Source organism: Nocardia sp. NPDC004860 (assembly GCF_040609015.1).
Taxonomy (GTDB): Bacteria; Actinomycetota; Actinomycetes; order Mycobacteriales; family Mycobacteriaceae; genus Nocardia.
Map to the genome: position 1 here is coordinate 129,604 of NZ_JBEXJI010000011.1, position 14,069 is coordinate 143,672.

The window sequence follows — 14,069 nt, forward strand, 5'->3', positions numbered from 1 at the left end:
GGAAGATGCGCGGGAGAACACCGGAGGCAGGTCCAGATGAATCCACAGGCGCGCCCGGGCGGCTCGCGGAGTGAGCAGGCCCCTCCCGAAGACTCCACGCAGTCCTACCTTCCCATGACCCTCGACGACGAGCTCGAGGCCATGGGCCTGTTCGACGCGGAGGAGATCGGCCGGGGCGGTTTCGGGGTGGTGTACCGCTGTGCCCAGCGCGCCCTGGACCGGGTGGTGGCGGTCAAGGTGCTCTCCACCGAGATCGACGACGAGAGCCGGGAGCGGTTCCTGCGTGAGGAACACGCCATGGGCCGGCTGTCGGGGCATCCGAACATCGTCGACATCCTGCAGGTGGATGTGACGCCCAGTGGGCGGCCCTTCATCGTGATGCCCTATGCCACCCGTGGTTCCCTGGAACAGGTGGTGCGGGACAGCGGTCCGCTGTCCTGGACGGATTCGGTGCGGGTCGGGGTGAAGCTGGCGGGGGCCATCGAGACCGCGCACCGGGCCGAAGTGCTGCACCGGGACGTGAAACCGGCGAATGTGCTGTTGAGCCGCTACGGGGAACCGCAGCTCACCGACTTCGGAATCGCCCGTATCCCAGGAGGTTTCCGCACCTCGACGAGTCTGATCACCGGTTCGCCCGCGTTCACCGCGCCCGAGGTGCTCAAGGGTGACGAGCCGACCGTGCGCTCGGATGTGTACGGGCTGGGCTCCACCCTCTTCGCGCTGCTGACCGGTCACGCCGCCTTCGAACGGCAGGCCGGGGAGAAGATCGTGGCGCAGTTCCTGCGCATCACCAGCCAGCCGGTGCCGGATCTGCGGGAGCTCGAGATTCCGGCCGACGTGGCGGCGGCGATCGAGGCGGCCATGTCGCCGGATCCGCGTGATCGGCCCGGCAGCGCCGTGGAATTCGGAGAGCTGCTGCGGACCGTGCAGGGTGAGCACGGGCAGGTCCCGGACGAGATGGCGCTGCTCGAGAGTGAACAGCCCGGAGTGGACGGCACGGATTCCGCTGCCACCCGGACATATTCGCGCCGGCGCACGCACACCGTGGTCACCGCCCCGCGCACCCACTCGCTGACGCTGCGGCCGCAGGGCAATCCCAGCGCCGTGTTCGCGGCCTCCGGCACCACCGAGTTCGGGGCCGTCGGCAATACGCTGCCGCCCACGGCCGCAACGAAATTCCTGCCCCCGACCCCGGCGCGCGAGCCGATACCACGCCCCCGGCTGCTGGAACCGCTGCGCGCGGGCGGTCGCCGCCGGCTGGCGGTGATCCACGCCCCGGCCGGATTCGGCAAGAGCACCCTCGCCGCGCAGTGGTGTGCCGAGCTCACCGATCGCGGGGTGGCGGTGGCCTGGATCGGCATCGACCGCGACGACGACAACGAGGTGTGGCTGCTGGCCCACATCATCGCCGCCATCCGCAAGGTGCGGCCCGAGATCGGCGCGGGGCTCGAGCAACTGCTGGAGGAACGGCCCGCCGAGGCGGTGCCGTACGCGGTGTCGGCGCTGATCGACGAGGTGCAGGCGAGCGGCAGCCCGGTGGTCGTGGTGGTGGACGACTGGCATCGGATCACCGACGCGGGGGCGCAGCGGGCGATGGAGTCGCTGCTCGACAACTGTTCGCACGACCTGCGTTTCGTCATCACCAGCCGGGAGCGGACCGGGCTGCCGCTGAGCCGCCTGCAGGTGGCCGACGAACTGGTCGAGATCGGATCCCGTCAGCTGCGGCTGACCGAGGCGGAGACCCGGCAGATCCTGGTCGAGCGCATGGCGCTGGAGCTGAGCGAGCGGCAGGTGGAGCAGATCCACACCGCCACCGACGGCTGGCCCGCCGCGATCCAGCTGGCGGGGCTCTCGCTGCGGTCGGCCGATCACGACGTGGACCGGCTGATCACCGGACTCTCCGGCGACAACAAGGAGATTCGCGAGTACCTCGCCGAGAACGTGCTCGACACCATCGAGCCGCACATGCTCGAATTCCTCAGCGCCATAGCCGTTCCCGAACGCGTGAACGCCTCGCTGGCCGAGGCGCTGTCCGGAGCGAAGGACGCAGCCGAACTGCTGGATCAGGCCGAGCGGCGGGAACTGTTCGTGCACCGGCTCGCCGACGATCCGAGCTGGTACCGGATGCAGCCGGTGGTGGCCGAGCACCTGCGCGCCCGCCTGGACCGGGCCCAGCCCGGGCAGTTGAAGAAGTTGCACGGCAAGGCTTCTCGCTGGTTCGCCGAGCACAATCTGATCAAGCAGTCGGTCGATCACGCGCTGGCCGCCACCGACCTGAAGTACGCGCTGGACCTGGTCGAGAAGGGCGGCATGGACCTGATCGACAGCGCTCGGCTGGCGACCCTGTTCGGCACGGTGTCGAAACTGCCGGTGCAGCAGGTGGCTTCGCGTAGCAAGCTGCTGATGGCGCTGGCCCGGGCCAATGTGAACCTGCAGCAGTCCGGTGCGGCCCGGACCGCGCTGGGGCGGTTGTCGAACATGCTGGCGCGCAGTGGCACCGACGACGCCGAGGCGGTGAACCAGCGCTGTCAGGCGGCGGTGCTGGCCGCGGCCGATCAGGTGGCCCGCGACCGCACCGAGGGTGTGCTGGACAAGATCACCGAATGCCTCAAGCTGGCCGACGACCTCCCGGCGTGGACGGTGTCGACGGCCGCGAATCTGGCTTCCTTCGTGCGCCTGTGCGACTTCGACTTCGAGGGCGCCCGGGACATGCAGGAGTGGGCCGCGCCCTATCACGTGCGGTCGGCCGATCCGCTGGGCGAGGTGTTCGGCCGCTGCGCACAGGGCGACGCCGCCTACGAGCAGCTCGATATCGACACCGCCACCCGGTGTTTCGAGCAGGCGTGGCAGATCGCCCGCGACCGCGCGGGGTCCCGCTCGAACTCGGCGCGGGTGGCGGCCGCGCTGCTGGGCGAGGTGGCCTACCGGCGCGGTGACCTCGACAGCGCCGAGCGGCTGCTGGATCAGAGCCACGAGCTGACCGCCCGGGTCGGCCCGGTGGACTTCCTGGTCACCATCTTCGTGAGCGGGGCCCGGGTGAAGGCGGTCCGCGGTGACCTGGAGACCGCCGCGGCGCGCCTGGACGAAGGCGCGCGCATCGCGGCCGACCGCCGGCTCACCCGCCTGGCCGCCCAGGTCCGGGCCGAACGCCTGCGGCTGGGCCTGCCCGCCGATGCGCTGACCGCGGGCCTGGTCACCGATCCGATGGCCCGCGCGCTGCGGCACGCCACCGGCGCGGCGGCGCTGGCCGCCGAGGCGGAGGAGATCGCCACCATCCGTGCCCTGCTGGCCCGGCACTACCGCGGCGAGGACCGCGCCACCGACGACTTGGCCCCGCTCGGTGCCGACGACACCGCGGTCAAGCGCGCCCGCGCCCTGTATTCACGCATCCGCGAACAGCATCGGCCGCGCGCCGAACTCGACGCGGCGCTGCTGCTGGCCGAATGCCTGTCGGTCTCAGGCTGGCTCGGGGAGTCCATCGCGGTGCTCACCCCGGTGGTGGTCCGCTGCGCCGGGCTGGGCTGGTCCCGGCCGCTGCTCGATGCCGGGCCGGGCGTGGTGAACATCCTGCGCACCATGCGCCACGAGATGCCGCTGGACGCCGGTACCGAGGCGCCGGAGCTGCCGCGCCGATTTCTCGATTCCCTGCTCTGAACAGCGGATTCAGCGGTACGACCGGCGAATTCGAGTGAGCTCGCCCAGCATCCAGGCTTCATGCAGCCTATTCACAGGGTTTCTCGAGGAATGGTGTCGAGAATCGCCGACGTGCCTGTGACGACGATGCTGCAGTCCCCGCCCGCCGTGCCTCCGGCACCGCAGTTGCCCGCACAGACCCAGACCGGATTCAGGGGCGGCTTCCACCACGGGGTTTCACTGCTGCACGGCTGGCTGCCCCAGGTGATCACCTTCGTCGCGGTCTTCCTGCTGGTGGTGGCGTTCGCGCGCTTCACCCGCCGGTGGTGGCTGTTGTGGGTGCCGGTCTGCGTGGTGTTCGCGCTCGGGCTGGTGTGGGCCTCCTGGATGTACACCAACGACGAGGGGCTGGCGTCGGATCCGGCGCCGGTGCTGCTGTGGATCGCGATCGGCCTGGCGGGGGCGGCGCTCGCCGCCGCGGTGGTCGGCATCCGAACCGGTGGCTGGTGGCAGCGGATCGTGGCCGTGCTGGCCGTGCCGGCGGCGCTGCTGAACGTGGGTGTCGTGCTGAACCAGTGGGTGGGGTACTACCCGACCGCGAACGCGGCGTGGGCTGCCATGACGGCGGAACCGCTGCCGCATCAGGCCAGCCTGGATTCGCTGGCGTCGCTGCGGAACACGAATGTGGGAACCGGGCGGATCGTGCCGGTGGACATTCCGGAATCGGGTAGCCACTTCAATCACCGCACCGAATACGTGTACCTGCCGCCGGCCTGGTTCCAGGGCGACGAGCCGCCCACCCTGCCGGTGGTCATGATGATCGGCGGCGAGTTCAATACGCCGGCGGACTGGGTGCGCAGCGGTCAGATCATGCCCAGCGTGGACGATTTCGCGAAGTCCAACAACGGCCGGACGCCGATCCTGGTGTTCGTCGATTCCGGTGGCAGTTTCAACAACGACACCGAATGCGTGAACGGCCCGCGCGGCGATGCGGCCGACCACCTCACCAATGATGTTCCCGCCTATGTGGAATCGACCTTCGGCGCGTCCGCGGATCCCGCGAAGTGGGGGATCGTCGGATGGTCCATGGGCGGGACCTGCGCGGTGGATCTGGCGACCATGCATCCGGAACTGTTCGGCACCTTCGTGGATATCGCGGGCGATCTCGGTCCGGCCGCGGGCAACAAGGAGCAGACCGTCAAGCGGCTCTTCGGCGGCAGCGAGCAGGCCTGGGCGGCCTTCGATCCCACCACCGTGATGCAGAAGCACGGCCCGTATACCGATACGGCCGGCCTGTTCGACGATCTGACGCCGCCCGCGTGGCAGAAGAAGATGGCCTCCGACCCCAAGGCGAAGGCCTACGTGCAGCAGCAGTCGATCGACGAGAGCAAGGTCGGCATGGGCGGCAAGGACGGCGTCTACGACACCGGCGAGGTCGGCGCGGCCGAGGCGCTCTGTGCCCAGGGGCGGCAGGTCAATATCAACTGCACGGTGCACACCACCGAGGGCGGGCACACCTGGCAGTTCGCGGCGGCGGCCTTCACCTCGTCATTCCCGTGGATGACCGCGCGCCTGGGAATTCCGGTGGCGGGCCTGTCCTCGTAGCAGCGAAAGCAGGCGTGCGGCGAAAGCCGCACGCCTGCGTCGTCTTACGAGGGTTCCTACGCCTTCCACCAGGGGCGCAGCGGCACGGTCCAGGCCTGGTCCGCGCCGAGCTTGACGCCCAGGATCTGGTGCAGCTGCACCACATTGCGCTCGAAGCCGAGCTGACAGCCGGCCATGTAGAGGCCCCACACCTTGGCGGTGCCCTCGCCGACCTCCTCGACGGCGGCATCCCAGTTCTTCACCAGGTTGTCGCACCATTCGGCGAGGGTGAGGGCGTAGTGCCGGCGCAGGTTCTCCTCGTGCAGCACCTCGAGGCCCACGTTCTGGACCTCGGAGATGATGCGGCCGGAGCCGGCCAGTTCGCCGTCGGGGAAGACGTAGCGGTCGATGAAGTCGCCCGCCTTGGTGATGCGGGTGTTGTCCGGCCGGGTGATGGAGTGGTTCAGGAACAGGCCGCCGACCTTCAGCTTCGACTTGATGAATTCGAAGTAGGCAGGGTAGTTGTGCACGCCGATGTGCTCGGTGAGCCCGATGGAGGAGACCGCGTCGAACTCGTCCTCGCGCACATCGCGATAGTCGCTGTGGCGCACCTCGGCGAGGTCGGACAGGCCGTCCTCGGCGATCTTGGCCTGCGCCCACTCGGCCTGCTCGGCCGAGAGGGTGGCGCCGATGACCCGCACGCCCCGCTTGGCGGCGTAGCGCACCATGCCGCCCCAGCCGCAGCCGATGTCGAGCAGCCGGTCGCCGGGCTTCAGGTTCAGTTTTTCGAAGACCAAGCGGTACTTGTTCTCCTGGGCCTGCTCCAGCGTCCAGGCCGGGTCCTCGTAGGCCGCGCAGGTGTAGGTCATGGACGGGCCCAGCACGTACTCGTAGAACGTGTTGGAGACGTCGTAGTGGTGGTGAATGGCCTCGGCGTCACGAGTCTTGCTGTGCCGCAGGCCTTCCAGCGCGATGCGCCGCCAGCGCGGCATGGCCTCCTGCGGCGGCGGGGGCACCGGCTTGAGCAGTTCCCAGCCCAGCGAGCGGGCGATGACCACCAGCTGCAGGGCGGTGGGGCGGCGGAACTTCATGCCCGCCATGGCCTTCAGCAGGGCGTAGGGGTCGCCGGGTTCGACGCCGTGGGCGATCAGGTCACCGGAGATGTAGGCGCGGGCCATGCCGAGGTCGCCGGGCGCGGTGGCGATGAAGTTGACGCCGCGCGGGGTGGTGATCTCCAGGCCGAATTCCGAGTCCTCCGGGCCGGCGCTGCTGCCGTCGTAGCAGGTCAGGCGGATCGGTACGGGTCCGTCGAGGAGGGTCTCGAAGATCTCGGCAATGCTGAGTTTGGTTCCGAGCTCGGCGAATACGTCGGAACGGTCCTTGTACGTGGTCACTTGCGTTGCACCGCCTTCGAATACAGATCCAGTAGACGAGAATCCGGGTCGTAGCGTTTCCTGAGGGTGGGATACGTATCGCCGCCGTAGTAGAGGGAGGCGAATTCATCCTGGCCGTAGAAGGAGTCCGAATACAGGGATTTATGACCGTCCAGTTCGGACACCTTGCGCTCGATGGCACGGTTGGCCGCGCCGTCGGGCTGTCCCGGCACGGTCGGCACGGCCGACCAGAAACCGACATTGACGTAGGTGCGACCGGGCTCCAGCGGATAGAGCGGCCAGGGGCGTTCGGCCGCGTCCTGCGCCTCCGCGGGGTTGTCGCGCAAGCGCAAGGGGCACAACCAGATCGGCTCGATGGGGATCTCGCGCAGGAACCACTCCACGAAATCCGCGGTGTGCTCGATGGGCACCTCGATGTCCTGCACCACCCGTTCGCGCGGCGGATTCCCGTGCCGCGCCTCGATCTTGTCGCCGATCGCGTACCGGTGATCCAGCGCGATCAGCTTCCAGTAGAAGCTGGAGCGCCGGTACTGCCGGGGCCAGAAGCGCCGGATCCGCGGGTTCTGCGCCCCGAATGCCCGTGAGCACCAGAACCAGTCGGTGTCCCAGCGCCACAGGTAGTCGTGGATGGTCAGCCGATCGCGCTTGGGCCGTGCGGAATCGTGCTGGATGGATCGGTAGTAGATGTCCATGCCGGTGTAGTCGCTGACCGGGCCGGGCTCGTCGGTCTGGCGGCCCAGGATCAGGTAGCTCTCGTCGGCGGTGAAGACCACGCCGTCGAGGTAGTCGACCGGTTCGCCGTCGTGGGAGCGGTCCGCGATGATCTGTGTCATCGTCGCCTCCAGCTCCCGCAGATCGTGGAACCGTATGTGCCGCAATGCCACGTAGGGCAGCACCGGTTCGAGTTCTATCTTCAGTCGGGTCGAGTACCCGAGCGTGCCGTAGGAATTCGGGAATCCGCGGAAAAGATCCGCGTGTTCGCCGTCCCGGGTGGCGGTGACGATCTCACCGGCGCCGGTGAGCACGTCGATCTCGAGCACGGATTCGTGCGGGAGACCGTTGCGGAACGAGGTGGACTCGATGCCCAGTCCGGTGACCGCGCCGCCCAGGGTGATGGTCTTCAGCTGCGGCACCACGAACGGTGCCAGCCCGTAGCGCAGGGTGGTGGCGACCAGGTCCTCGTAGGTGGTCATGCCGGCCACGTCGGCCGTGCGGGCCCCCGGGTCCACCGCGATGACCTGCGTCAATCCGGACACATCGAGCCCGGGCGCGGTGCTGCGCGCCCGGGCTCGGAAGAGGTTGGACGTCTTCTTGGCCAGCCGGATGTTCGCATCCGGCGGGATGGCGCGGTACGAGGCCAGGAGGCGATCGACTCCGGCCCGATGCGCGGCGAAACCTGATTCCTGTGCGGCCGGTGCGCGGCCGGCCTTCCCCAACAGACTCACTGCCACCTTCGGAAACCTAGCGTGCACCGACCGGTACGGCCAGCAGGGGAGCACCGGCGGGGCGGGTTTTCACGCACAGTTTGCATGCGTGTCGGCGGGTGCGACCTGCCGTGTAGCGAGGGTATTCCCGTCCCCGGCGTGATGATTGTTACTTCAGCTAACAATTGGGTTACGGTGCGGCCGAGCCCTTTACAGCGGGTCGTCGAGCTCCATCTGCCGGATCTGCGGCAGATACGGATCCAGTTCGCCCGCCTCGAAACGGCACAATCCGATCACGTGCCAGAACTGGCCCGCGGTCAGGCCCTCGGTCTTGTAGCGGCCGTCCGGTGTGAAGGCCACCCAGCCCTCGGGCAGCCCGAGCAGGGTGCCGCGCGGCTGCGGAGCCGCGGCCGGATCCGTCAGCGACCACAGCATGATCGAACCGTCGTTCCCGGCGCTGGCCAGCAGCCGGCCCGACGGGGCGAAAGCCAAGGACCGCACCCGGTTCCGATGGCCGTAGAGGGTGTGCAGGTGCCGGCCGCTGGTGATGTCCCACAGGTTGATGACCAGATCGTCGCCCGCCGTGGCCAGCGTGCCCGACACCGGATCCACCGCCACGCACCACAGCCGCCCGCGGTGCAGGTCCAGCCGGTGCAGCGGGGGCCCGCCGGTCAGACTCCAGATCCGCATCGTGCCGTCCCAGGAGATGCTGGCCAGCCGGTCGCCGCGGAAGACCACCCCGTAGACCCGGTGGCCGCTCGCACCGTCGAGGACCGGGTCCGACAGCGTTTCCAGCAGGTCCCCGGACGCCACGTCCCAGAGCCGGACATGGCCGTCGTCGCAGCCGGTGGCCATGGTCGCGCCCGCCGCGTCGAAGGCGATCGAGCGCACCCGGCCGCGATGCTCGGCGCAGACGGCGTGCTCGCCGCCGGTCTCGCGGGTCCACAGGGTGACGGTGTCGTCGTCATTGGCGGTGGCGATGTAGCGGGCGGCCGGGTCGTAGGCGATGGCCCACACCGGGGCGGAGTCGACGGTGATGTCGCGTTCCGCGGTGGCGGCGTCGATATCGAACACCCGCAGCCGCCCGGCATTGCCCACCGTCACCAGCTGGGCGGGGTGGGCCGGGCTGAAGACGCCGGACTCCAGGGTGATCAGCCCGTCCGCGCTGCCCTGCAGACGCTGGGTCAGCCGCCCGGTGGCGGCGTCCCAGAGCCGCACGCTGCCGTCGTTGCCACAGCCCGCGAGCAGGGTGCCGTCGGCATTGAAGGAGACCGCGCGCACATGGCGGCCGTGCCCGTTGAGGGTGTGCAGGCGCTCGCCGGTGGCGGGATCCCAGATGCGCAGCGCGAACTGGTCGTCGGCGACGGCCAGCTGGGTGCCGTCGGGGCGGAAGGCGAAGGGCCAGATGGATCCGGTGTGGCCGGTGAGCCGGTGCAGCGGCGCGCCGGTGCGGCCGTCGCGCACGTAGACCGCGCCCGCCGTGTCGCCGGAGGCGAGCATGTCACCGGCCGGATCGAAGTCGAGCCAGTGGATGCGCGCGCTGCCGTGCTCGGTGCGGCTGTGCAGCGTCTCGCCGGTGCCGGTGTCCCACAGGCGAATTCCGCCGGCGGTGTCGCCGCTGGCCAGGATGGGCTCGACCGGGTGGAAGGCCATGGTGTACACGATGTGCCGGTGCCCGGCGAGGTCGCTGATCCGCTCGCCGGTGGCCGGATTCCACAGGCCCAGTACGCCGTCCGTGCCGCCCGCGGCCAGCAGCGCGCCGGCGGGATCCCAGCAGATGCGGCGAATCGGGCCCGGCGCGCCCCGGAAGCCGGCGACCTCGGCTCCGGTCGAGAGCTGCCAGATGCGCACCGCGCCATCGTGATACGCGGCGGCCACCCGGTCGCGGTGGAAGGCGATGCTGTAGATGCGTTGCGGCCGGCCGTCCGGCGGCGGGAACTCGTGCAGCGGTTCGCCGTCGGGGAGCTGCCGGATGCGCAGCGCCCCGGCCGCGTCACCGGTGGCGAGCAGTGTTCCGGCCGAATCGGTTTCCAGCGGCCATGGCCAATTCTCATGGCCGGACAGGATCTTTCGCACGGCCCCGCTGGCCGCGTCCCAGATCCGGACGGTGCCGTCGGCCGAACCGGTGACCAGGACCTGCTCGGTGTAGGCGACCGCGAAGGTGCGGGCGCGATGTCCGTGCAAGGTGCGTAGCGTGCGCCCGGTGTCGGCGCCGTAGACGACCACACTGCCGGAATCACAGCCGACGGCGACGGTGCCGCCGTCCGGGCTGTAGGCCAGCGGACGGGGCAGCCGTCCGCTCTGCGCGTCCACCCCGTGCTTGACACCGATTGCGGCCGGGGCGAATTCGGTCAGCGGTGGGGTACCCGGCACCCGTCCGGACCCGGCCAGTTCGGTGCCGAACGGGCTGCCGATCACGTCCAGCAGGGCGGCCCTGCTCCAGCGGCTGCCCTCGCCGCGTGCCCCGGTGAGATCGGTGCGGGCCAGTCGCGCCCCGGTCAGGTCGGCGCGGCCGAGGTTGGCGCGCACCAGGGAGGCCTGATCCAGGTGCGCCCGGTGCAGGCGGGTCCCGCGCAGGTCGGCGTTCTGCAGGTTGGCGCTGGTGAGCTGGACCTCGGTCATATCCGCTCCGCGGAGATCGGTGCCGACCAGGGAGGCCTGGTCGAGTTGCGCGCCCGCCAATCGCACGCCGCGCAGGACCGCCTGGTCCAGCACCGCGCCGGTCAGCCGGGTCTCGGTCATGTTCGCGCCGGTGAAGTCGAGCTGTTGCAGATTGCGGAAGGACAGATCCTCCCGCGACAGGTCCAGCCCGCGCAGGTCCTTGTCGGGCGAGATGCGCAGCCGGGCCGCGATCCTGGCGGCATTGGTCCGGGTGATCTCGTGCTCGTCCGGATCGTCCTGGGTGCGCTCCACCCAGGCCTGCAGCAGCTCGACCTCGCCCAGATCGCAGAGGAATTCGACGGCCAGCGGTTCCAGCTGCGCCTGCGCCAGCGGCGCGGGGGCGGTGACTCCGGTGCTCAGCTGGGCGGCGACCTGCTTGGCCACCAGCCAGTCGCGTACCGAGGAGTGGATGAAGCCGAAGCGGTTGTCCTCCGCCCGCACGATCAGGCTGCGCGAACCGAGGGTGTGCACGAACTGCGCGACATTGAGCCGGCTCGCGTCGATCTGCTCCACGGCGGCGTGCGCGACCTCGGTCAGCTCGGCCAGATTCAGATACGGCCGCCCGGTCTCCCACACCCGCAGCGCGAAATACGTGACGGCGAGCCACAGTTCGTCGATGCGCAGGATGGGATGTGAGCCGGCGCGCTCGGGGGAGCGTTCGATCTCGTAGCCGAGCCAGCTGGTCAGGATCTCCTCGTAGAGCCGGGTCGGCCCGATGATGCGGCGGGCCCCGGCCGCGGTGCGCAGCCGATGTTCGTCCAGATCGGCGATGAAGCTCAGCATGCGCGGGTTGCAGGCCAGCTCGAGCAGGCCGGGAATGCCGCGCAGCAGCCGCATCCGGGCGTCGGCCGAGGGGCCGGCGGTGCCGTAGCGATTGACCAGGAAGGCGTGCACCTGCTCAGCGGTGAAGTTCTCCACGCTCAGCAGGTAGCGATCCGGATGGGGTTCCTCCTGGGTCTGCAGCGCGGTGGCGATCTGGTCGTAGGACTTGAAATGCTGGGTGCGCCCGGCCACCACGACCTTGGCCCGGCCCACCGCGGCCTGCAGCAGGGTGGCCATGTGCTCGGCGGCGCTGTCGTAGTTGAGGCGGGTGAGCAGTTCGTCGAAGCCGTCGAAGAGCAGCACCACCCGGCCCTGTTCGAGCATGTAGCGCAGGGCGCGCAGATCGATGCGGGATTCGCCGTTGTTGGCCAGGTGCGCGGCCAGCAGGGTGTCGAGAGAGCTGGTGCGGTCCAGGTCGCGTAGTTCGATGAGGATGGGGACGAGCCGGCCGGCGTTCGCGGTGATGCGGCGAGTCAGCTCGCGCAGGGCGAAGGTCTTGCCGAGCCCGAAATCGCCGAGCAGCAGCACGAATCGGCCGTCGTCGGCGGTCACCAGGCGCATGAGCTCGGCGACCAGGTCGCTCTGCACCTCGCGGCCGTGCGGGGCCAGCACGCGGAAGCGTTGCGGCACATACAGATCGGGCGCGTAGGCGGGGTCGTCGCGCAGGCGCGCCGACTGCTTGCGCAGATAGTCGCCGAGATTGGCCATGCCCTGGAAGTCGGGGAAGCTGCGGATCCGCACGCCCTCGGCGGCCGCGCGGTCGAGCAGTTCCCGGCTCGGCGCGGGACCCAGGTAGATGAGCTGGGAGCCGGGTTTCGGTTCCGGGCCGAGGAATTCGTCGAGGACCTGGCCGGTCACCTCGCCCACGTGCGCGCCGATGATGAGCTGCTCGATCACCGGCTCGGATTTCACGGTGACCAGCAGGTACGGCGGGTCGGAGGCGATGCGGCGGATGCGCGCCCCCGGATAGCGGACCTCACACACCTCGGCGACCTGCTCCAGCAGCATGTCGTGCGGCCTGGCGGTCTCGCTCGCCCGGAGTTCGGGCCGCCGGGGTTCGGGCGGGGGTGCCGGCAGCTCCGGGGGCGTGGCCCGGCTCGACAGCGCGACAGCGCAATTCGTCCAGATGAGCTGTTGCAGGGCGGGGGTCTCGAAGGATTCGTCGCATCGGTGGCGGGTGAGTCCGGCGGCGGTGATGTGGAGGAGTTCGGCCTGGCCCGGGGCGGGAGCCGGTAGCACGGGCATGGTGCCGGTGGGATGGGCGAGCGAGCGGCCCGCCCGGCCGGGGCCGCGCAGCAGCAGGTTCAGGCGCGGGCCCAGGCGGCGGAAGGTGCGTTCGGCGTCGCGGAGCACGCCCGGGTCGTACGGTGAGACGTTCGGGCCGGGGGCGGGATCGTGGCGGACGACGCCCAGCCGGAACCAGCCCTGCGCCTCCTGGACGCGCAGGTGCTCGGCGAACCAGTCCTGCTGCTCGGTGCCGACGGAGCCGTAGTCGTCCTCGGGGCGGTGGGTGGCGGCCATGGTGGAATTCAGCCCGGCCACCACGAGCCGCAATTCGGGTACCGGGAACAGGGTCCAGGGCTGGCCGACATCGAAGACCAGATTGTCGAGTCCGCGGTACAGGGTGTTGAACATCTGCTCGAACAACCGCAGTTTCGCGTAATAGGGCGGCCGGGGGAGGCGGTCGTTGGCCTCGCAGTCGAGGAAGTGGGCCCGGCAGAGGAGTCTGGAGATGTCGTGATTGCCGGGGACTACGACCAACCGGTCGGGTTCCAGCTTGAGCAGGACCCGCAGCCCCGTGAGAAACGAGACGGCCTTGCGGAACTCGGCCGGATGGGCGGACTCGGTGAGGTCGCCGCTCACCACGATCAGATCCGGCGCGGGGGCCTGCCGGTCGATGAGCTCGGTGACCGCGCCATAGATATGCGACTGCAAGCCTTCGGGATCGGCGGGGACATCGGCGGACGACAGGGTGCGGCCGAACCGCGGGCCACCGACATGCAGGATCGACAGCCCCGCATGCGGACGACTCGCCGCCGTGTCCACCGGAAAGGCCGGCGGCGACAGCGGGCGCCGGCGGACCACGGTGGATTCCGGTGCCGGCGACCAGATGTCGTCCGCGCGCGGGTCCGGCTGCCGCCGCGGCGTCCACCGGTCCGAGAGCATCCGCTCGACCCGGTCCAGTACCGCGCGCCGCATCTCGGCCGCATCGTTCACTCCGAGCAGATCGAGGCACGCGACACCCGTGGGCAGCCACTCCAGCGCACACTCGCTGACCCGAAGCGCCAGCAGCTTCCCCGGATCCACATCCAGCGCGGCCTGCCACTCCCGGTTCGCGTGCCGCGAGGACACGTAGTCCCGCGTCAGCACCGCCACCACCAGATCGGACTCCCGCACCCCGCGCTGCACGAAGTCCGCATAGTTGGTCGCCGGATCGAAATCCCACGACGACACCACGGTTCGATACCGCGCCTCGGCATGCTCCAGCTGCCAGGCCAGCCAGATGGCCCACCGCTCGTCGGCCGGAGAGTAACTCGTGAAGAGCATCCGC

Annotated in this window: 5 protein-coding genes; 2 read left to right on the forward strand and 3 right to left on the reverse strand. The window is 69.8% G+C overall.

Annotation, left to right across the window (positions count from 1 at the left end):
* Window positions 1–114 precede the first annotated feature (114 nt).
* Complete coding sequence (locus ABZV44_RS21490; RefSeq protein WP_354838834.1) at window positions 115–3,654, forward strand: protein kinase; 3,540 nt, start codon at window positions 115–117, stop codon at window positions 3,652–3,654.
* 111 nt (window positions 3,655–3,765) lie between these two features.
* Entirely contained in the window at window positions 3,766–5,238 is a 1,473-nt protein-coding gene (locus ABZV44_RS21495; RefSeq protein WP_354838837.1) for an alpha/beta hydrolase-fold protein, read from the forward strand.
* Window positions 5,239–5,294: 56 nt separating this feature from the next.
* Here ABZV44_RS21495 and ABZV44_RS21500 read toward each other — a convergent pair whose 3' ends face one another.
* The 3 genes from ABZV44_RS21500 to ABZV44_RS21510 form a co-directional block, all read right to left on the reverse strand.
* Window positions 5,295–6,611, reverse strand: a complete 1,317-nt coding sequence (locus tag ABZV44_RS21500; protein WP_354838840.1) for a class I SAM-dependent methyltransferase — start codon at window positions 6,609–6,611, stop codon at window positions 5,295–5,297.
* Complete coding sequence (locus tag ABZV44_RS21505; RefSeq protein ID WP_354839104.1) at window positions 6,608–8,056, reverse strand: FAD-binding oxidoreductase; 1,449 nt, start codon at window positions 8,054–8,056, stop codon at window positions 6,608–6,610. Before ABZV44_RS21505 ends, ABZV44_RS21500 begins: the two co-directional genes overlap by 4 nt.
* Window positions 8,057–8,245: 189 nt before the next feature.
* Window positions 8,246–14,065, reverse strand: coding sequence for a pentapeptide repeat-containing protein (locus tag ABZV44_RS21510; protein WP_354838843.1), 5,820 nt, complete (start codon window positions 14,063–14,065; stop codon window positions 8,246–8,248).
* Window positions 14,066–14,069: the final 4 nt, after the last annotated feature.